Genomic DNA, 22,349 nt, shown 5'->3' with positions numbered 1-22,349 from the left:
CCTTTTATATTTTCAACAATGCAATGCATTTATCAACCTCTTGCACTAACTTATTCAACCTGTTTTTTGCTTCTTCAACACCATCACTTCCCGTTCCGGTAAGAGTGTTGGCAAACATCAGGTCATTGTATTTCTGGTTTAATTCTTCCAACACCGAACTAACACGATTTATCTCGCCATCTTTAGCTTCTAATCGAACCTTTAAACTCTGATTCTCGGCTTTCAGGGAATCACACAAATACATCAATTGATGCAGTCTGAGTTCAAGATCAGCGAGTAATTTCTCATGCTTTTCTGTCATAAACAATTAAATCAACACAAAAATACTGATATTTGCGAATAATCAAAAAAAAATACTATTTCTTTTTCTATTAGTAACATTTATCAATCAAACTTTCACTAATTATTTTATCTTTGCTCAGCATAAAGTTAAAAACAAAAAATGAGAACAACTTTATTATTATTGTTATTCCTGTTTTTTTGCCCCATATTACTTTTATTCGCTCAGGATAAAATAAAAACGGAAACAGGCGCTGCAACATACTACGCCCGAAGGTTTCACAATAAACCTACAGCCAGCGGTATCACCTATAGCAGAGACGATTTTGTCTGCGCTCATAAGAAACATCCGTTCGGTACACTTCTCAAGGTCAGAAATAAGGCAAACGACAAAATCGTGATCGTAAAAGTTATAGATCGAGGGCCGCATGCCAAGAACAGGGTGATTGATTTATCATATGCGGCCGCAAGAGCCATCGATATGGTAAGACAAGGAGTTGTAGCTGTAGAAATCACCGAGTATATAAGGAAGGAACCTTACTTTAAAGTAATAAAAGGTTTGCAAATAGATACGTTGCTTACTCTAACCAGCACACGCAACATAAAACAACAACTGAAATACATATCCGAAATGCCTGCCTATAATCATAATTTCTGACAAGATCCCGGTTTAATAATTTTTTTTTATTTCCGGAGCAAACTAAAAGTGTGATTAAAATGTTCAAGCATACGACTATTAAGATTGCAAACCTTTCTTTATTATACTGCTTCGAGAAGCATAACAATAAATTAAGGGTTGTTTTATGTAGTCACATTATATCTGCTTTTAATGACTTATCAAAACAATATAAACATCTAAAACTTTAATACTCACTACTAAATAATAATTATGGAACAAAAACACCATTACACGGGGTTGACCGATGCTCAAGTCAAGGAGAATCGCCAGAAATATGGCGAGAATATCCTGACACCACCCGAAAAAGAGCCCTTATGGAAATTATTCCTCGAAAAATTCGAAGATCCTATTATCCGTATCCTTCTTATAGCAGCATTCATCTCATTGGGTATTGCTATAGTAAACCACGTTACAGGAAAAGGAGCCCACTACGAAGAAACAATTGGTGTATTTTGCGCTATTTTCTTAGCAACCGGTGTTGCATTCTGGTTTGAGCTGGATGCAAACAAAAAATTTGATGTATTAAATCAGGTCAATGACGACGATCTGATCATGGTTATAAGAAACAACAATGTATGTCAGGTTTCGAAAAGAGAAATAGTTGTGGGCGACATCGTTCTACTCGAAACCGGAAATGAAGTTCCGGCAGACGGTGAACTGCTAGAAGCCGTGACCTTACAAATGGACGAGTCGACTCTGACCGGAGAACCAAGTATAGATAAAACTACTGACCCTAATGAATTTGAAGAAGGTGTAACCTACCCTTCCAATTGGGTACTGAGAGGAACCAAAGTCATCAACGGACATGGTACAATGGAAGTTACTAAAGTCGGAGATGCTACCGAATTCGGTCAAGTAGCCGAAAAGGCTGCCGAAATGGTAGAAGGAGAAACTCCTCTAAACCGCCAGCTCGATTCTTTGGCTAAATTTATCGGAGTTATAGGTATGCTGCTTGCAGCACTTACATTCTCTGTACTATTTATAAAAGATATATTCTTAGGAAGTAATGATTACACTCTAGGTCAATTAGGGCTGGTAGGAGCTGTCATTATAGGTGGTATTATCGCCTTATCTAAAGTATGGATGCCTATCCTTTACGACGCTTACGAACTGATGGGCAAAGACAAGTCGCTGCCCGAAAGTGTAGAAAACGGAGGATGGCTCAAGTGGATGGGATTAGGAGTATTGGCTTTTGTTGTATTAGCAGGAGTTGGCTTTGCTTTCGGTGTTAATCCGCTTCAGCCCGAATCGTGGGTATCACTTGAGACCGCAGGACACATACTTCAATACTTTATGGTTGCCGTAACCCTTGTTGTGGTTGCTGTACCCGAAGGCCTCCCTATGAGTGTGACCCTGAGTTTAGCGCTAAGTATGAGACGCATGCTGAAGGCTAACAATCTGGTAAGAAAAATGCACGCCTGCGAAACGATGGGTGCTACAACTGTTATTTGTACAGATAAGACAGGAACTCTTACTCAGAACCAGATGCAGGTTGCTCAAACCAATTTTTACGGACTGAATGAGCAATCATTGACAGATGATGATATCAGTAGAATGATCATCGAAAACATTTCGACAAACTCTACCGCCTTCCTTGATTTTTCGGATGCTTCAAAAGCCAAGGCTTTAGGCAATCCTACCGAAGGAGCTTTGCTTCTTTGGCTGCATGGCAAGAAAATTAATTATCTGGCTGAAAGGGAAGATACCAAAATAGTAGAACAATTACCATTTTCGACCGAGCGCAAATACATGGCTACCATAGTAGAGTCTAAAGCTTTGGGCGGAGGTAAAAAAATTGTATATATAAAGGGGGCTCCCGAAATAATACTTGCTAAATGTACACATATACAAACAGCGACAAAGAACGTTCCGAAAGAGGAAATGCTAAAACAAATAGAAGATCAGCTCCTTCAATACCAAAATCAAGCGATGCGAACTTTAGGCTTTGCTTATCAGGTTGTAGATGAGAATACTTCTATCGGTTCACTCGAAAGTAATATGATCCTGCAAGGTATTACAGCTATATCCGACCCTGTCAGAGAAGATGTGCCTGCTGCCGTAAACGACTGTTTGAATGCCGGCATCGGAGTAAAAATTGTCACGGGAGATACTTATGGCACAGCTCGTGAAATTGGACGCCAGATCGGTATATGGAAAGACGAAGAGGATTCTGACCTGAACATCATAACAGGACCAGACTTCGAGGCTCTTTCCGACGAAGAAGCACTGCAAAGGGTGCAAAAGCTGAAGATTATGTGCCGTGCGCGTCCAACCGACAAGCAACGACTGGTTTCTCTATTGAAACAGTCGGGAGAAATAGTTGCAGTAACCGGTGACGGAACAAACGATGCTCCGGCTCTTAATCACGCAGACGTTGGACTTTCTATGGGATCGGGAACATCGGTAGCCAAAGAAGCCAGCGACATCACTCTATTGGATGACTCGTTCAGCAGTATAGCAACAGCTGTGATGTGGGGACGTTCGCTGTATAAGAACATACAACGTTTTATTTTGTTCCAGTTAACGATTAATGTCGCCGCCTTATTGCTTGTCTTCTTAGGATCAATATTCGGACACGACTTACCTCTGACTGTTACTCAAATGTTATGGGTAAATCTGATTATGGATACATTCGCCGCAGGAGCCTTGGCATCTCTACCTCCTAATCCGAATGTAATGAAAGAAAAGCCGAGAAAGAACACAGACTTCATCATTTCACCACCTATGCGGACAAACATCCTGTTTGTAGGATTATTATTTGTAGTTGTACTGATGGGAATGCTGTTCTACTTCAATTCTCCGGCTCATCTTGATTCATTCTTCAGCCATATAGAAGGAGATAAATTCAGATACTTCCTATCCTACTTCTTTACAGTGTTTGTGATCCTTCAATTCTGGAACATGTTCAATGCTAAAGCATTCGGGACGGGAAAATCCGCTTTTGCCGGAATCAGACAAAGTCTAGGATTTGTAGTTGTTTCAGGAATTATTCTTGTCGGACAAATACTGATTGTCACATTCGGAGGAGACGTTTTCCGCACCGTTCCACTTGAAATAAGAGACTGGCTTATTATACTCGGATCAACATCGCTGGTATTATGGATCGGCGAATTAGTAAGGTTAATAAAGAAGAACTGATAATTATATAAATACAACAATAAAGAAAAAGAGTGGGCATACGCCTACTCTTTTTTTTGTCCACACCATCAACACCAAAACCCCATTCCCAAAATCAAATAGATTTATTTTTTCGGTTTTTAAAAGATATTTGATGACATAATTAAAAAATATGATCTTTTTGATAATTTTTCTCTCGAAAAAATTTTTTATTAAAATCAAAAAATATATTTTTGCATCATATAACGTCTTTTTGTTATTAAAATCTAATTTATACGATCACAATATTCAATAAAAAATCAATATTAACATCTTTAAACATAAAAAAGTATGAAAAACAGAAAGACAGTTTTAGGTTTAATTATCCTTTTCGTCACGTCAATGGGGCAAATTTCAGCACAGTCAGAATCAGCAGTAGATATCAATCTATCCGGAGATTTGGTTAGTAGTTACGTATGGCGTGGATTTAAACAAGCAGGAGCAAGTGTTCAGCCTGCGTTATCGGTATCGGCAAAAGGTTTTACTTTAGGTGCATGGGGATCAACAGACATTGCAGGTAAAGGCAATAAAGAAGTCGATTTTTATGCTTCTTACGCAACATCAGGGCTTGCTTTTACGGTGACTGATTACTGGTGGGATGGCGAAGATGCTCACAGATATTTCAGCAGCCCGAAAAACACAGAAGAAACCAGCTACATCGGACATTCTCTGGAAACAAGTTTAGCTTATACTTTCCCCGAATCATTCCCCTTAACTGTCGCATGGAATACATTTGTATTAGGACAAGGTAATAAGAAAGCAAACGGCGATAACTCTTTCTCTACTTACGTAGAACTATCGTATCCTTTCTCTGTAAAAGAAGTTGATTTTAAAATTGGAACAGGTTTCACCCCATGGGAAAGCGCAATGTACGGAACCGACAAATTCAAATTCACTTCGATACATCTGGGAGCGTCGAAGACTGTAAAGATCAACGATTCATTCAGCATTCCGGTATTTGCGAATATTATAGCGAATCCAGCACAAGAGGATATCCATTTTGTATTCGGAATAACTATCAAATAAGGTCACAGACCTTTTTGTAGACTTTACAAGTATAAAAATGAATACAGCTTATCACTTTAAAATACGTCATTAAATACTTTCGGTCACTTAATTCGGTCAGTAAAATTTCATAAACATAATTAATATAAACCATATGAAAAAAATCGAAGCTATTATCCGCAAATCTAAATTCAACGAAGTACGCAAGGCTTTGCATGAAGCTGATATCGACTTTCTGTCGTGGTGGGATGTCAAAGGGCAGGGAGATGCGAAACAAGGACTCATATTTCGTGGTATCGCATATGATATTAATGCAATAGACCGCATTTACATTTCATTTGTTGTGAGAAGCATTAATCTCGAAAAATCAATTGATGCTATACTAAAATCAGCTTATACTGGTGAAAGCGGAGACGGTAGAATATTTGTATCGTCAATAGAACAATCAATCCGTATCCGTACAGGTGATCACGGAGATGATTCTCTTTATAACAAAGAAGGAGAATAAATACAGGTTATCAAAAACATATCGATTTACATAATAAAAAGGTCTTGAGACCATATTACAAAAAATATCAAAGATTAACTGGATTATGAAAAAAAGATTGGCAAAATATGTAGCTTTAGCCGGACTACTGTTAGCTTCGCCGGCATTAATGGCTCAGGAGATTGTAGCGGAAGTAGCAACAACCCCGACTCTGAACGCCGGTAATACTGCATGGATCATTGTTGCTACAGTATTGGTACTGATGATGACAATACCGGGGCTGGCATTTTTTTATGGAGGGCTTGTTCGTCAAAAAAACGTTCTGAGCATAATGATGCAATGCCTTATACTGACAGCAGTTATCACAATTGAATGGGTTATTATCGGATACAGCTGGGTATTCGGAACAGGATTTATGGAAAGCGGAAGTTCTCTCGGTGCCGTAATCGGAGGCTTCGATAAAATATTTTTCAACGGAATTACTTTAGATACTCTTACCGCAGGTGACATACCCGAACTATTGTTCGCCATGTTTCAGTGTATGTTTGCGGTTATTACTCCTGCTTTGATCATAGGTGCATTTGCCGAAAGAATCAAATTCTCAGGATTCTTATTATTCTCGGTACTTTGGGCTTTATTCATCTACAACCCTATGGCTCACTGGGTATGGGGTGGCGGCTGGATGCAGCAAATGGGCGCAATCGACTTTGCGGGAGGTACAGTAGTACACATTAACGCAGGGATATCGGCCTTAGTTATGGCTATTATGATTGGACGTCGTAAAGGATACCGTACAACAGGACATCCTGTTACTCCTCACAACATTCCATTTGTAGTGATCGGGACTGCCCTACTTTGGTTAGGATGGATAGGATTCAATGCCGGCAGCGGATTAGCAGCCGACGGATTAGCAGCCAATGCCCTGTTGGTAACACATTTTGCAACTGCTGTTGCTGCCAGCACATGGATGGCTCTTGAATGGATCATCAACAAAAAACCAACCGTAGTGGGTATTTGTACAGGGGCTGTAGCCGGATTGGTAGCAATCACTCCCGCTGCCGGAACTGTAGATGTATTCGGAGCATTCTTTATCGGATTAATCGCTTCTACTATCTGTTATATAATGGTAGCTTATGTAAAACCAAAACTTAAATACGATGATTCACTCGATGCATTCGGTGTACACGGTATAGGTGGTCTTGTAGGAGCTATTCTTACCGGAGTATTCGCTACTCAAATCATCACAGGAGCTGAAGGTGTACAAGGTGCTTTATTCGGAGATTGGCATCAGCTTTGGGTACAAATAGTAGCCAGTGCAGCCACTATCGCATACAGCGCAATCGGTACAGCTATTTTGTTCTTTATCGTAAATAAGACTGTCGGATTAAAAGTTACTAAAGAAGAAGAATCAATCGGTCTTGATATTTCACAACATGGTGAAATCGCTTACAGCGAAGACGAATAATGAGGTTATCAACCTTATTTTATTAACTTGACAATATATTTTCTAATTGTTAATATAGCGAATCGTAGTTAATCAGCTGAAGCGGCATACAGTGATTGTATGCTGCTTTTCTTGTTTATTAAAATATTTTCATATATCTGCCACCATAAACAATTCATCCATGTTTCAAATTTTCACACATAAGAATATCGAATCCGGTCTGAATTTTAACTATTCAGGTTTGGCGGTGTCGTGTGAAATTTGAGAAAGACGTATCTAGCGTAATAACCAAACAAAAAACTCTATTGTGTCAAAATGACGAAACTTTTTTTTTATGCTTTGAGTTTTGTTGTATACATACCTCAGCTAATATATATATATTATCAAAAGTAAACCGACAGGATAAAGGGTGCACAGCAGTTGATTTGTTGTTTTGTTGTCGTTCTGAATCTGCTCTTGGCATACACCTGTCAACAGTCTCATTAATAATATAAACGTCAGAAAATCGATAAAGACAGCAGCAATCGTGTCTATGCCGTTTTCACTGCCAGTCAGTTAAATTATTATATCACTTATTGCGATCCTTGTATTACAGTAGCCGGAATCAGTAATGCAGGTGTGATGAGCTATACAGTAAACAGCCTTCCGGACTACGATGCGTATATGAATATTGTATTTTCCGTAAGATAATCAATAATCAAAAGGTGTAAATGCAAGCAGATAAGAATCTATCTTACCTGTCCGCATTTTTTGACAATTTTATCTATACTAAATAAAGCAAATAAAAACAGTCTTTTTTTCATACCTTTGCACCCATCGATCAAGTAGCAAAGAATAGTATAATAAAAATATGGCAAAAGAGCTAAAAGAACTGACTAAACGCAGTGACGATTACAGCCAATGGTATCTCGATGTAGTACTAAAAGCTGATTTGGCGGAGAATTCTGCTGTTAGAGGTTGTATGGTAATAAAACCATACGGGTATGCAATCTGGGAAAAAGTTCAACGTCAATTGGATGATATGTTCAAAGAAACCGGACATGTTAATGCATATTTTCCGTTATTCATTCCCAAATCATTTTTGAGTAAAGAAGCCGACCACGTAGAAGGTTTTGCTAAAGAATGTGCAGTAGTAACCCATTATCGCCTAAAAAACGATCCTGATGGAAAAGGAGTGGTTGTTGACCCGGAAGCAAAACTCGAAGAAGAGCTTATAGTGCGTCCAACTTCCGAAACCATTATATGGAACACTTATCGTGGCTGGATTCAATCATATCGGGACCTACCTATACTTTGCAATCAATGGGCTAATGTGGTTCGCTGGGAAATGCGCACCCGTCTGTTCCTTCGTACAGCCGAATTTCTTTGGCAGGAAGGACATACCGCACATGCAACTAAAGAAGAAGCAGAGATAGAATCGCGCAAAATGCTGGATGTATATGCCGAATTTGCTGAAAAATACATGGCACTACCTGTAATAAAAGGGGTTAAATCTGCTAATGAACGTTTTGCCGGAGCTGTTGAAACATATACGATCGAAGCAATGATGCAAGATGGTAAAGCCTTACAATCTGGAACATCTCACTTCTTAGGTCAGAATTTTGCCAAAGCTTTTGATGTTAAATTTACAGATAAAGACGGTAAGCAAGATTATGTATGGGCTACTTCATGGGGCGTATCTACTCGTTTGATTGGAGCTTTAATAATGGCTCACTCTGATGACAACGGCTTAGTGCTTCCTCCAAAACTAGCACCTTATCAAGTTGTTATAGTACCAATATACCGCAGTGAAGAACAATTATCCGAGATCAATAAAAAAGTCGAAGGCATAATTTCATCTCTTAAAGTTTTGGGGATATCGGTTAAATACGATAATGCTGATAATAAAAAACCGGGATGGAAATTCTCTGAATACGAATTGAAGGGAGTTCCGGTTCGTTTGGCAATGGGTGGACGTGATCTCGAAAACAACACTATAGAAGTTGCCCGTCGTGATACTTTGACCAAAGAGACTGTTTCATGTGATAATCTTGACACATATATCAAGGATCTATTGGATGAAATACAACAGAACATATACCAAAAAGCACTCAATACCCGAACATCAAAAACTATCTCGGTCGAAACTTACGAAGAATTCAAAGAGAAGATTGAAACAGGAGTATTCATCATGGCTCATTGGGATGGTACATCCGAAACAGAAGAGAAGATCAAAGCAGAAACCAAAGCAACTATACGCTGTATTCCTCTGGATGGAGACAAGACTCCCGGAAAATGTATGGTTACAGGGCAGCCATCCACTCAGCGAGTTGTATTTGCTAAGGCGTATTAAGATATCAAGACTTTTAAGGTTTACATATAGATAAAACAAAAGCCGTTTTCTTCCGAAAACGGCTTTTTATATATAAGATGATGTAATTTATTACATCATTCCACCCATACCACCACCCATAGGAGGCATTGCTGGCATAGGATTATCTTCTTTCTTATCTGCAATGATGCACTCTGTAGTTAAGAACATACCGGCGATAGACGCGGCATTCTCAAGAGCAACACGAGTTACCTTAGCAGGATCGATTACTCCGGCAGCAGCCAAATCTTCGTAAACATCAGTACGGGCATTATAACCGAAGTTGTTTTTACCTTCACGCACCTTCTGTACTACTACTGCACCTTCTTTTCCACAGTTGTTTACGATCTGACGAAGAGGTTCTTCAATCGCACGTTTTACGATTTCGATACCTGTTGTTTCGTCTTCGTTTTCGCCTTTCAGGTTTTCCAATACATCTAATGCACGGATATAAGCTGTACCACCTCCGGCTACAGTACCCTCTTCTATTGCAGCACGTGTTGCTGAAAGAGCATCATCTACGCGATCTTTCTTTTCTTTCATTTCAACTTCAGAAGGAGCACCAACATAAAGAACAGCTACTCCACCTGCCAATTTAGCAAGACGTTCCTGTAGTTTTTCGCGATCGTAATCAGATGTAGTTTTTTCTATCTGAGTTTTGATTTGACCAACACGAGCGGCAATGGCAGCTTTATCTCCTGCTCCGTTTACAATAGTCGTGTTATCTTTATTGATTGTCACTTTGTCAGCTGTACCAAGCATATCAAGAGTAGCAGCCTCCAATTTTAATCCTTTTTCTTCTGAAATTACAACACCACCTGTAAGTGTAGCAATATCTTCCAACATTTCTTTACGACGGTCACCGAATCCCGGAGCTTTAACAGCTGCGATCTTCAATCCTGCACGCAAACGGTTTACAACTAAAGTTGTCAATGCCTCAGAATCTATATCTTCTGCAATAATCAAAAGAGGTTTACCCGATTTAAGAGCTGCCTCTAGAATAGGAAGGATATCTTTCAATACAGAAATTTTCTTGTCATGAATCAAGATAAACGGATTCTCAAGGTCTGCTTCCATTTTTTCTGTATCAGTTACAAAATATGGAGAAATATAACCTCTGTCGAATTGCATACCTTCAACTACATCTACATAAGTTTCAGTACCTTTAGCTTCTTCAACAGTGATTACACCTTCTTTTTTCACTTTACCCATTGCTTCCGCAATCAGTTTACCGATAGTTTCGTCACCGTTTGCCGAAATTTTAGCAACATGTTCGATTTTTTGTAAATCGTCACCTACTGCAACCGATTGAGCTTTCAGATTTTCAACCACTTTAGCAACAGCTTTGTCAATACCACGTTTCAAATCCATCGGGTTAGCTCCGGCAGTCACATTTTTCAAACCTACGCTGATGATAGACTGAGCCAATACAGTAGCTGTAGTAGTACCATCACCTGCATCGTCATTTGTTTTAGAAGCTACTTCTTTAACAAGTTGAGCCCCCATATTTTCGAATGGGCATTCCAATTCTACTTCTTTAGCAACAGATACACCGTCTTTGGTGATATGAGGTGCTCCGAATTTTTTTTCGATGATAACATTACGTCCTTTAGGTCCTAATGTCACTTTTACTGCATTTGCCAATGCGTCAACACCTTGTTTCAGTTGATCGCGGGCATCGATATTAAATTTGATTTCTTTAGCCATAGCTTTGATTTCTTTTTCTTTTTTTAAGTTTAAAGTTTTCGAAGAATTATAAAAAGGCCTGAACCTTAAATAATAGCAAGAACGTCAGACTGACGCATAATTAAGTAGTTTTCACCATCCAATTCGATTTCCGTACCTGCATATTTTCCATAAAGTACATTATCGCCTGCTTTCAATACCATCTCTTCGTCTTTAGTACCGTTACCAACAGCGATTACACTACCTTTCAAAGGTTTTTCCTTAGCTGTATCCGGAATAATAATTCCACCTACAGTTTTTTCTTCGGCTGCAGCCGGCTTAATAAGCACTCTGTCTGCTAATGGTTTAATACTCATGATTCTTAAATGTTTATATTATTGTTAAATTTTAGTTTTAAAATTCTATTTTCGTTAATGCGAAATCTGTGCCAAAAACTAAATCTGACAAGATGGCAGAAATCCATTATTCTCAATTTTGCCTTTTGATGAAACCAGTCTGTTACTCGAGTAAAGAAAAGGTTACAAAGGTTACAACCTTAATGCTCGGTCACTGGTCTTCAATTCGAAGTTATTATATTCGCTGTTAATTATTAATTCCATTTATATCAAAAGGTAACAAAAGTTACAGTCAAATTACACTTTTTCAGATGAAACCTTTTATCTTCTCTCTGATTTCTTACAGCCATTTAAGTAACCATCTCTGTATAGATAAATAAAATAGAAGGAGCTATCCCCTCATATGAGAAAATGCGGACAGATAAGAATCTCTCTTACCTGCCCGCATTTACTTTTTTCGATCATTGATTATCTTACGGAAAATACAATATTCATATACGCATCGTAGTCCGGAAGGCTGTTTACTGTATAGCTCATCACACCTGCATTACTGATTCCGGCTACCGTAATACAAGGATCGCAATAAGTAACATAGTAGTTTAGCTGGCTTACCGTAAAAAACGGAATAGTAGCCGTAGCTCCTGTACTTTTGATTTTCGGAGTTGAAAATCCGGTATTGTATATATTATACAAATTTATTGATTGCGTACCTGTCAATAAATTCCCCGAACCGTCGGAAGTCGGTATATTGACAGATGGCATATAGAACCAATTTCTATTGTACAGGGTAAGGCATGTCCATGTATAAACTCCCGGATTGGAAGGGGTATCTTTGTACTGCGAAATACATTTCAAGTCAGTATCATATACCAGCAGGCTTGGTTCAGGGGTGGTTATAGCTGACTTTTGAGCATTAGTCATTCGGGGAATTAATAGCCCTTTATCATTATTGTAAGTATCTATTTCGAGAACAGACGAAATGTGAGGTGTATCGGTGTTGATCCCGATTTGCGCCGACAGATTAATGGCTACCATCAGAAGGAATATAAGTATCTTTAGTTCTTTCATTTTTGCTGTTGTTTTGAATTCAATAATTCCGAACGGGTCATAAGATTCGTTTTGAGAGTACAGTATACTATGTTAGCTTCCATATTTATCACTTTAGATTTTGTTCCATCGGCTTTATAGGGTGTTACTAGAATTGTATATATTCCTGAATTCGAATAGCTGTGTTGAAGAGAGTACTCTGTTTGTCCAAATGAAACAGACTGTGTAACAATGGGACTGCCATCGCCAAAATCCCACTCTAATTTAACCGGAGCATTCCCTCCGGATAAATCCACTTCAACCCCATATGTTCGGCTATGGGTCGCACAAGCAAAAGGTTGACTCTTTGGTTTTATCCTTATAAATCCGGCAGCAAAAGATGGTAATCCTAGACCAACAGTGTTTTTCAAGTAATTGGGGAAGTATTTTATATCTGTTCCTCCTGAGTTTGGATTGCGGATCACAAATAAGTGTTTTACATAAGTAGACAGATCCCCTCCTGTTTGTATTCCATATAGCCTATTGTCAATAGCTGCCTTTACATTGCCGATATTGTCAGCTATCTTATTCATTGCGGTTCCAGCCCTTACTTTATCCCATGTTTGTACATATAGTTTATTTCCATCATAGCCAGAACCAATATATAAGTAATTCCCGTCAGGAGAGAAACACCCTGCATATGTCTTATAAGGGAAACTTTGTGTCTTAATATCTGAGATATAGCCTGTAATGGGATTGAAATTTGCTGTTATTACCTGACTGCCATACCAATTACAGGAAAATACTTTTGTATAATCAGAAGATATTCCTATTTCACCTTCGACATAGCCTGGTACATCCAGAGCTACTATACTAGAATTTGATAATGTTTGATGAGGAGTAATTGATATTCCTGCATATGTGATAGCCCATACATAAAATGTCGTTTTAGTTCGATGAATTAACCAATAATCCTTGTAGTTGCTCAGATTAGGGACAATTGTAATATTCTCATTTACCACACCACTTTTTATTACCTGATTTTTAGATGTAACCGCACCTAATCCTCCATTAGCCGTTATATCAACTGTTGAATAACAAATACCATTAGGTACTGATCCTTCTGGAACTGTGATAATGAAATATTCGTTTATGGTCTCTGGTCTGGGTACTACAATCCCAGATTGAGTTGCAGATGATCCCCCAAGCAGGCCTGTTCCGTTAGTCATAATGTTTCCATTCTTATCATAAACAATCATCCCATCCGAAGAAAACAGTAATTGCCCATCATAAGTCGACACCGTAAAACAACCTTCTCTTGTCGATAATGCTCCAACTATAGACTGTGGCATATCAGAAACGATCGTACCATCATTGGCAGTAACATTGCTCAGCGAATTGAAATTGAGTCCCGCATTAAACCCAAAATACCACCAGCTGGTCTCTTTCTGAGCATAAAGATGCATCTGGCAAAAGATTAGTACCAGACTTATGTATATTATTCTTTTCATTTTTTGCTTTTTTATTAATCAACAAAAGATCTGATATCTTATTTAAGGACAAAAACAACAGTCATAAAAGAATCGTAATCCGACTCTGCTTTTATATCATACGTCATAACACCGTTGTTATCTATTGAAATATTCTCCAAAACATCGGTATCGTAATTGGTAATGTAATAATACAGATCCGTCCGATTCATAAAATACGGAATATTAACGGGTGCAGAGGGATTTTTTTTCGGTGCTGTAAACTGGGTTTTGTACTCGTTATACAGGTCGATTGTTTTTCCGGTTGTTACAGCAGATGCATCTACTGCAATCGTGGGCATATAGAAAAAACTGTTCTGGGCATCTTTCGCCGAAAGACATACCCATGCCGGAGATATGGTTGAGCCTGCATTCTGCGCAATGCACTTCAACGTTGTGTCATATACAATGAGTCCTTCTGCCGGAGTAGAGATAGCTGTTTTCTGGGCTGTGGTCATCCGGGGAATGAGTATGCCTTTGTTTGTACTTTCTATATCCAGTGCAGCACTTGCATTCGGATTGTTTGTATTGATTCCTACCTGTGCAGGTAAAGACGCTACAGCTATAAAGCCTAACATCATAAAAATAATTTTTTTCATTGTTGTTTATATTTCGAGTAATTACGATTGCAGCCCTGTTTGTTGTATATGTTTTTACAAAGTTGCAGATGAGTGTTGATTGATAATAGCTGGTAGAAAAAAGCAGTAAAGTACCGTCGCAGCACCTTACTGCATAATGAAACCGACTGTTGGACAGGTGTATGCCAAGAGCAGATTCAGAACGACAACAAATCAACAAATCAACTGCTGTGCACCCTTTATCCTGTCGGTTTACTTTTGATAATATATATATTAGTTGAGGTATGTATACAACAAAACTCAAAGCATAAAAAAACACTCCGTCATTTTGACACAATAGAATTTTTTGTTTGATTATTACGCTAGATGCGTCTCTCTCTCTCTCTCTCTCTCTCTCTCTCTCTCTCTCTAATATTTCACACGACACAGCCAAACCTGAATAGTTAAAATTCAGACCGGATTCGATATTCTTATGTGTGAAAATTTGAAACATGGATGAATTGTTTATGGTGGCAAATATACAATTTATTTATTATATGCAAATACTAAAACAACTTAGAAACAACAAAGACTGTCCATTCTTAGTTTTGGACAGTCTTTCGATAATCGTTAAATTTATGATATAATCATTTAACCCAATGAGCTTTTACCAGCACAGGAAAATGATCTGATGGAAATCTGGCAACATTATCACCCTTACTGTATGTATCGGTTAGTAAGCCCCAACTATCGGCTCTAAAATGTTTGGTAAAATAGATATGGTCTAGAATATCTCCGTTTCCGATAATATCCTGATCCAACTGCCACAATCCAGCCAACGACTTACCCCATGCGTTGTATGAGGAGTTGTTAGCGTACGGCTCTTTCACATCGTAGTAAGCATCTCTGATTATACCTGAGTCATTTAACAAACGACACCACGAAGTTCTAAAATCACCATTCAAATCACCCAAAAACATAGCCGGATTATCTCCTGCGATTTCTTTTATTTTAGCCAACACCAGTTTACTGCTTTCATTGCGGGCATAATCTTTCTCATAATCATAATGGGCACAGAATACATAAAACTCTCTGCCTGATTCTTTTTCTTTCAGCTTTATCCATGTACAGATACGATTGCAGCAAGGAGCATCCCAGCTTTTAGAAGGAACATCAGGTGTTGCTGACAACCAAAAATCGCCTTTATCAAGTAATGTATACTTTGCTGTCTTAAAGAAAATAGCAGAATGCTCGCCTTGATTATGACCATCCCTACCCTCTCCATAATATTCATATTGAGGCACTAGGCTCCGAAGGTCTTCAAGTTGAGTAGGTAAACCTTCCTGGGTACCGAAAAAGTCAAAATCGTGGTAAGCAATCAGCTTTGCCACATAAGGCTTACGATCGACCCACATATTGCCGACATCCGATGCATTATCGTTTCTTAAGTTATATGTTGCTACATTGAAAGACTGCGCACCTGCCAACAGACTGCTTACGCATAGCAGTGCTGTTATAAAATACTGTTTCATAACGCTTTTAAATTAAGGCCAGAGACCTATTTGTAGTCAATAAAAAGTTGAAAATATTCTCTTTTCCAACGATCGAATTAATAAGTTGTTAATTATGAAACACACATATAAGTTCTAGTACCTCATCTGCACGTTCAAAATATAAAGTTAATAAAATTACAGAAAAGAACTTTTATTTTCCGAGATTATATGAAAATCCAACAGTAAAATAACCATTTGTATTTTGAGACATTTCCACAAAATCGTCTTTTTCATTTTTCTCTCTGAAAACACCTTTATAGGTACTCGACACTCCTACATTCAAACTAAGAATCAAAGACTTTGCGAGAATACGTTCATAGCCCAAATCTATTTTTCCGGCTACCTTATCAAAGGTATATACTTTACGAAAACCTTCTTGTCCGGGATATTCAAAATACATACCACTGTCTAGTAAAAAGCCTAAAGACAAACGTCCGTTTTTACCAATCATTCTACGCGCATAAAAATATTGAGGCATAATAGCATCTATCACCCAAGGTGTTCCGGCAAACATATGCTGGTAGCGTAATGTCGGAAATATTGGAAATATCATCGCTTTGGATGTAGAGAGATAGGCTCCCACCGACAGCGTTGTATAATCTGTCTCATATACATTGACCAAAGCTGAAACACTCCCTATCATTCTTTCATATCCTTTATCAGAACCATCAAACGTCATATTGGCATTCACGATTATGGTCTTACCCCATATCTTATCAAAATAATTCATGGATGTGCTGCTCACAAAATAATGAGATTCAGGTTTTCCCCGATGTGTAAAATAAGGATATTCAATCGGATAGTATTTCACACCGCTATAGTCCAATGATTCGTACTTATAGCGGAGATTGGTTAATACCATAAACTTCTTCTTTCGAAGAAGAGGAACCAACACACTGGCACGAAGTCTTCTTTGCGAATTTAATGTCCCGTCTTCATATTTCTGGTCTTCTCTCTTCATCTTATAATCTGAAGCTGAAAACTGCTCGTAACTCACTTCGAGAAACCTCATCAGCGGGAATTTTTCATTGATCGGGTTATTTGCTAAAACAAGCTTGTTTTTCTCATCTTGGGCAAATATCGCAGATGATATGAACAGAGCTAATAAAAGAAAGAAACTCTTGTTTGGACTTATAACCATAATATTTAAACTGATAAAATATTTACTGAAAGATTTCTATAGACAAATATAAAATAAGCAGCTATTTTTTAATGCCATAAAAAAAATAAAGAAGACACATTAACCGCATCTTCTTTATTTTTTAACATTAGTTCATTATTTATCACTCTACAGTTACCGACTTAGCCAGATTTCGCGGCATATCCACATCCCTGTTTTTATTAACAGCAATATGATATGCCAACAACTGAAGTGGAATACACGACAATAACGGATCAAGACATTCTTCCGTTGCGGGAATTTCTATATAATGATCTGCCATTTTCTTTATATCTTCATCTCCTTCATTAATAATTGCAATCACACGGCCTTTACGAGCTTTTATTTCCTGTATGTTACTTACAACCTTGTCATAAATTGCATTATTTGTACCAATAGCTACAATCGGCATTTCATTATCAATTAATGCAATCGGGCCATGCTTCATTTCCGCAGCAGGATACCCTTCGGCATGGATATATGATATTTCTTTTAACTTCAATGCACCTTCCAGAGCTATCGGGTAACTATAGCCACGCCCGAGATAAATAAAGTTCTGAGCATAAGTAAATATTCTGGATAATTGCTTGATAGTTTCATCCGATTCCAGAATTTTTTCGATCTTATCGGGAATATTCTGCAATTCTTTGATGATAGACAAATAACGGTCTTCTTCTATTGTTTTCTTTTCTTTAGCTATAGCCAATGCCATCATAGTAAGCACTGTTACCTGAGCGGTAAATGCTTTGGTAGATGCAACCCCGATCTCGTGACCGCAGTGGGTATACGAACCTGAATCAGTATTACGGGGAATAGATGAACCGATAACATTACATACTCCATACACAAAAGCACCCGCTTTGCGAGCCAACTCGATAGCAGCCAAAGAATCGGCTGTTTCTCCCGATTGAGAAATAGCAATAACAACATCATCACTATAAATCACCGGATTACGGTATCTGAATTCCGAAGCATACTCAACCTCAACAGGTATACGGCAAAATTCCTCGAAAAGATATTCTCCGATCAGACCTGCATGCCAAGATGTACCACAAGCAATGATAAGAATTCGGCGGGCATTGATAAATTTATCTTTATGATCAATAATCCCTGATAGCGTGATATTAGTTCCCTCAACATTCACACGTCCGCTCATACAGTTTTTAAGAGTCTGAGGCTGTTCATAAATTTCCTTGAGCATATAGTGAGGAAAACCTCCCCGTTCGAGTTCACTCAAATTCAATTCCAACTCTTTGATCTCGTGAGTTGTTTCTACATTAGAGATTGTGAATATCTTTGGATCTTCGTTTCTCTTAATAAGTGCTATTTCTTCGTCATTCAGATAAATAACCTTATTTGTATATTCGATAATAGGCGAAGCATCCGATCCTAAAAAGAATTCGCCCTCTCCGATCCCTACAACCAAAGGGCTGCTCTTACGAGCGGCAATAATCTGATCAGGATTCCCTTTTTCTACAATAGCTATCGCATACGCACCTACAACTTGTTTTAAAGCTAGCTGCACTGCTGAAAACAGATCGCAGTTATTCAGAGTTTTAATATATTCAATAAACTGAACTAAAACTTCGGTATCGGTGCTGCTCTGAAATTTATAGCCTTTTTTCAAAAGCTCAGCTTTCAACACAGCATAATTTTCGATAATACCATTGTGAATCAGAGCTAATGTCTCCGATTGTGAATAATGAGGGTGTGCATTAGCATTGCTTGGTTCGCCATGTGTAGCCCAACGGGTATGCGCAATACCTATTGTACCGCTCACATCCTTATCCTTCACATACTCTTCCAAATCATTTACTCTACCTTTTGCCTTATAAACAGATAATTCCTTATCGTTATTCAATAAAGCAACTCCGGCGCTGTCATAGCCCCTATATTCAAGCCTATGCAGACCTTTTATCAAAATCGGATATGCATCCCTAAATCCTATATAACCGACAATTCCACACATTCAATATTGTTTTTATGTATAAATGTTATATATATAACTATTTTTTACTCGTTTTATTATTTACACGATATATTTTCCGACATCACTGGTTGGATCAAGCAGAGTGAAATCAAGATCATAATCCTGCATACGCTCAATTAATTTTTCGTATTCTTCTCTTGAATCAACTTCTATGCCAACCAATGCAGGACCACTCTCCCTGTCATTTTTTTTCATATATTCAAACCTGACAATATCGTCATGCTCACCCAATACCCGATTCACAAAATCTCTCAAGGTATTGGTACGCTGTGGAAAATCAACAATAAAATAATATTTCAGACCTTCAAAAATAAGAGATCGTTCTTTAATCTCCTGCATCCGGTTTATATCATTATTGCTTCCGCTAACAATACAAACGACATTTTTCCCTTCCAGCTTTTCCTTATAATGATTCAATGCAGCGATAGACAATGCCCCGGCAGGCTCCACAACTATTGCATCTCTGTTGTACAAATTCAGGATGGTCGTACAAACTTCCCCCTCGGGTACAAGACAAACCTCATCTACAACTTTCTTACAAATAGGAAAAGTCAAATCTCCTACTTTTTTTACGGCAGCTCCATCTACAAACTTGTCAATCTGAGGCAGCATTACCGGATGTCCGGCTTCAAAGGCTGCTGTCATACTTGGTGCGCCTAGCGGCTCCACCCCAATAACCTTTGTTGTCGGAGAATGTTCTTTTATATATGCTCCGACTCCGGCACATAAACCTCCTCCTCCGATAGGGATAAATACATAATCGACTGCTCCGTTTTTAAACTCCTGTAAAATTTCGGCTCCGATTGTACCCTGTCCTTCAATAATCTTTGTATGATCAAACGGAGGAATAAAAGTCATATTGTGTTCGGTCGTAAATTTTTTTGCTGCATCTGCACAATCATCAAATGTATCTCCGGTCAATACTATTTCAATGTTGCCGTTTCCAAACATACGGGTCTGGCTGACTTTCTGTTTGGGTGTTATCTTAGGCATAAAAATCACACCTTTTGTATTCAGCATATTGCAACTGTAAGCTACTCCTTGCGCATGATTGCCGGCACTGGCACATACAACTCCTCTTTTCAGCTCATCGTCATTAAGTCCGCTCATCATACTATACGCACCACGTAACTTGTAAGACCGAACAATCTGCAGATCTTCTCTTTTCAGATAAACATTGGCCTTTGTATCTCTCGACAATGAAAGATTGACCTCGAGCGGAGTTTTCCTTACTACCTTTTCTAACCTTGAAGCGGCCTCTTCGATATGAAGACCGAATTCTTCCGTAAATTTTGATAACATTCTGAAATTAGAAGCTAAAGTTTATGATCCATAATCTATCTTGAGCTGCAGCAAAACTCTATACAAACAGATATATCCATACAGCGAAAGCGTCAGACAAAGGTAATAAAATCAATGATCAATGAACGATAATCAACTTTCTATTTCTCTTAAAAAGGTTACAAAGGTTACGCTTTTTAGGTACGCTTTTCTGATGTTACTTTTTACCTTTAGATAAGGTAATCGACCTTGCAGGGGTAAAAAATCTTTTACCCGGTGTTTTCATTTCTGGCGAATATTTATTCGCCCCTGCAGAAGATTTTCCAAAAAGGTAACAAAAGTAATATCAAAAATGTATTTTTCTTTTGTTACTTTTTTACTTGTCCATATTCAAAATCGATTATAAACAATACACCCATACACCGAATTTTTCTGATTCTCTTCAACTATTCAAAGAACACTTTACCTATAGATAAAATAGCAAGAAGCTCCATGCAGTCTACCGATTTGCATTCTTTATAGTCTCAAGCTTTCTTTCGTGCGGCAACTAAGAAATACTTGTTTTTTTTCTTCGGTATCAATAAGATTTCTAATTTTACAGAATAAAAAAACGATTAGGGACATTCTAGTTTTTACTTTTAGAGAAAGCATCCGTTTTCTCAGTCTTTGGGTCTACATTATATAATGCCGATTCAATTCAAGATATAGTCAACAAACAGAAATTTCCTCTTCAGAATATAAAACACCAATATCACTTATTTAATATGCAACGTTTATCCTCAATCATAGTATTGCTTTTGGCGTCCTTCCATTTGTCGGCTCAGTCTGTATCTAATCAAAATAATCAGGCAGAGACGGAAACCCTCAGACTTACATCATCGATTTCGAGATTGTCTGATTATAATGCCGATATAATAGGTTATTACCTCAACAAACCTTTATATCTGGCTGATTTCAATATACATAATCTCAAAAAAGACATTAATACGCCTCTTTATGCGATAGACCCCAAAAGCCCTTCTGATATAGAAAATAATGCTGCACAGGAATATTTAGCCCTCAAATACAGCACAAAAAATTCTTTTGAAAAGGAAGAGTTAGTATCTCTGGTCGCTAAAGCCGAAACGAGTACCGAACAGGTGAAAAAAAGCTGTATAAGCTTAAGTAATTATTTTGGAGACAAAGAATATCTCAAAGACCTCTCTTTTAATAGATATCCGGCTTTAAGAGACAGTCTTCAACAATCGATCTTTAGTGCACAAGCTGCATGGAGAAGAGTTTCAATATACAATTCGGATGTAAAAGATATGGCCGAAAATATAATATTGAAAAGCAAGAAAGCTTCTGCTTTTATCGTCCCAATGAAAGAAGATCTGGACAAGCTCAGAAAAATTGTTTCGCAAGTATATTCACAGGATTTCAGTGTAATTATTTTAAAAATGGATATTACTGATCTTCAATCCATAACAGAAATTCATAAAGATTTTTCTAAAAAAGACAGAACAAAACTCAAGGATGAATCGTATATAAATGTGTACAACAGATTCTACAGGGCAACAGACGAATGCTTGGCAGTCATCAAGCAGATACTAAATTGTGTCGAACAAAAAAAATTCGACGCTGAATTAGACAGTTTATTTGATACCCTGAATAAAACATTCACCAAAGTCGAAGAGGATTATAAATTATTCGCATCTCAGGACTGAAAGCTTTTAGACTGAAACTCTGATGTTTTATCCGTATATAAATAACAGAAAGTATTTAATGCCACATTTTAAAGCTATAACTATCAATCGTTGTTATACTTGAATGGACAATAAATAGGCCTGAGAC

General features: G+C 37.9%; 17 protein-coding genes. 7 read left to right on the top strand and 10 right to left on the bottom strand.

The features are described from left to right. Positions 1 to 4: 4 nt before the first annotated feature. Complete coding sequence (locus tag AABJ51_RS19305) at positions 5 to 301, bottom strand: coiled-coil domain-containing protein (RefSeq protein ID WP_026626273.1); 297 nt, start codon at positions 299 to 301, stop codon at positions 5 to 7. A 141-nt stretch (positions 302 to 442) separates the two neighbouring features. On the opposite strand from AABJ51_RS19305, the gene AABJ51_RS19300 reads away from it, so the two are divergent. From AABJ51_RS19300 to proS, 6 genes are all read left to right on the top strand, one after another. Further along, on the top strand, positions 443 to 937 hold the full coding sequence (locus AABJ51_RS19300; protein WP_051290693.1) for a septal ring lytic transglycosylase RlpA family protein: 495 nt from the start codon (positions 443 to 445) through the stop codon (positions 935 to 937). A 231-nt stretch (positions 938 to 1,168) separates the two neighbouring features. Then, positions 1,169 to 4,096 carry a calcium-translocating P-type ATPase, PMCA-type gene (locus AABJ51_RS19295; RefSeq protein WP_338373865.1) on the top strand — a complete coding sequence of 976 codons (2,928 nt, stop codon included), beginning with the start codon at positions 1,169 to 1,171 and terminating at the stop codon, positions 4,094 to 4,096. A gap of 309 nt (positions 4,097 to 4,405) precedes the next feature. Next, positions 4,406 to 5,140, top strand: a complete 735-nt coding sequence (locus AABJ51_RS19290; protein WP_026626275.1) for a TorF family putative porin — start codon at positions 4,406 to 4,408, stop codon at positions 5,138 to 5,140. A 133-nt stretch (positions 5,141 to 5,273) separates the two neighbouring features. Next, a complete protein-coding gene (locus tag AABJ51_RS19285) occupies positions 5,274 to 5,627 on the top strand; it encodes a P-II family nitrogen regulator (RefSeq protein ID WP_026626276.1) in 354 nt (117 codons plus the stop codon). Positions 5,628 to 5,775: 148 nt separating this feature from the next. Next, positions 5,776 to 7,071, top strand: a complete 1,296-nt coding sequence (locus tag AABJ51_RS19280) for an ammonium transporter (RefSeq protein ID WP_246037340.1) — start codon at positions 5,776 to 5,778, stop codon at positions 7,069 to 7,071. Between the two features lie 829 nt (positions 7,072 to 7,900). Then, positions 7,901 to 9,382 (top strand): proline--tRNA ligase, encoded by a 1,482-nt coding sequence (gene proS, locus AABJ51_RS19275; RefSeq protein WP_338373864.1) that lies wholly within the window; start codon positions 7,901 to 7,903, stop codon positions 9,380 to 9,382. Between the two features lie 90 nt (positions 9,383 to 9,472). On the opposite strand, the gene groL is transcribed toward proS, so the two are convergent. The 9 genes from groL to ilvA form a co-directional block, all read right to left on the bottom strand. Then, the gene (gene groL / locus AABJ51_RS19270) at positions 9,473 to 11,107 is read right to left on the bottom strand and encodes a chaperonin GroEL (protein WP_026626279.1); all 1,635 of its coding nucleotides are present in this window, start codon (positions 11,105 to 11,107) and stop codon (positions 9,473 to 9,475) included. A gap of 65 nt (positions 11,108 to 11,172) precedes the next feature. Next, complete coding sequence (locus AABJ51_RS19265; RefSeq protein WP_026626280.1) at positions 11,173 to 11,442, bottom strand: co-chaperone GroES; 270 nt, start codon at positions 11,440 to 11,442, stop codon at positions 11,173 to 11,175. Between the two features lie 447 nt (positions 11,443 to 11,889). Continuing rightward, complete coding sequence (locus tag AABJ51_RS19260) at positions 11,890 to 12,489, bottom strand: phage tail-like protein (RefSeq protein ID WP_338373863.1); 600 nt, start codon at positions 12,487 to 12,489, stop codon at positions 11,890 to 11,892. Further along, positions 12,486 to 13,958, bottom strand: coding sequence for a hypothetical protein (locus tag AABJ51_RS19255; RefSeq protein WP_338373862.1), 1,473 nt, complete (start codon positions 13,956 to 13,958; stop codon positions 12,486 to 12,488). The genes AABJ51_RS19260 and AABJ51_RS19255 overlap by 4 nt, the downstream gene beginning before the upstream one ends. A gap of 38 nt (positions 13,959 to 13,996) precedes the next feature. After that, positions 13,997 to 14,575: a phage tail-like protein gene (locus AABJ51_RS19250; protein WP_026626283.1), complete on the bottom strand. Its 579-nt coding sequence runs from the start codon at positions 14,573 to 14,575 to the stop codon at positions 13,997 to 13,999. Between the two features lie 605 nt (positions 14,576 to 15,180). Further along, positions 15,181 to 16,065 carry an endonuclease/exonuclease/phosphatase family protein gene (locus AABJ51_RS19245; RefSeq protein WP_026626284.1) on the bottom strand — a complete coding sequence of 295 codons (885 nt, stop codon included), beginning with the start codon at positions 16,063 to 16,065 and terminating at the stop codon, positions 15,181 to 15,183. 172 nt (positions 16,066 to 16,237) lie between these two features. Further along, positions 16,238 to 17,227 carry a hypothetical protein gene (locus AABJ51_RS19240; protein ID WP_026626285.1) on the bottom strand — a complete coding sequence of 330 codons (990 nt, stop codon included), beginning with the start codon at positions 17,225 to 17,227 and terminating at the stop codon, positions 16,238 to 16,240. Between the two features lie 142 nt (positions 17,228 to 17,369). After that, entirely contained in the window at positions 17,370 to 19,214 is a 1,845-nt protein-coding gene (glmS, locus tag AABJ51_RS19235; protein WP_026626286.1) for a glutamine--fructose-6-phosphate transaminase (isomerizing), read from the bottom strand. Between the two features lie 60 nt (positions 19,215 to 19,274). Then, on the bottom strand, positions 19,275 to 20,537 hold the full coding sequence (gene ilvA / locus AABJ51_RS19230) for a threonine ammonia-lyase IlvA (RefSeq protein WP_338373861.1): 1,263 nt from the start codon (positions 20,535 to 20,537) through the stop codon (positions 19,275 to 19,277). Between the two features lie 743 nt (positions 20,538 to 21,280). Here ilvA and AABJ51_RS19225 point away from each other — a divergent pair. Beyond that, positions 21,281 to 22,222 carry a hypothetical protein gene (locus AABJ51_RS19225; RefSeq protein WP_338373860.1) on the top strand — a complete coding sequence of 314 codons (942 nt, stop codon included), beginning with the start codon at positions 21,281 to 21,283 and terminating at the stop codon, positions 22,220 to 22,222. Positions 22,223 to 22,349 lie beyond the last annotated feature (127 nt).

Origin of the sequence: Indolivaga capnocytophagoides (assembly GCF_036511535.1) — a bacterium.
Taxonomy (GTDB): Bacteria; Bacteroidota; Bacteroidia; order Bacteroidales; family Dysgonomonadaceae; genus Dysgonomonas_A; species Dysgonomonas_A capnocytophagoides.
The sequence above is the reverse complement of the archived record's forward strand: the minus strand, read 5'-3'. Positions and strand labels throughout refer to the sequence as shown.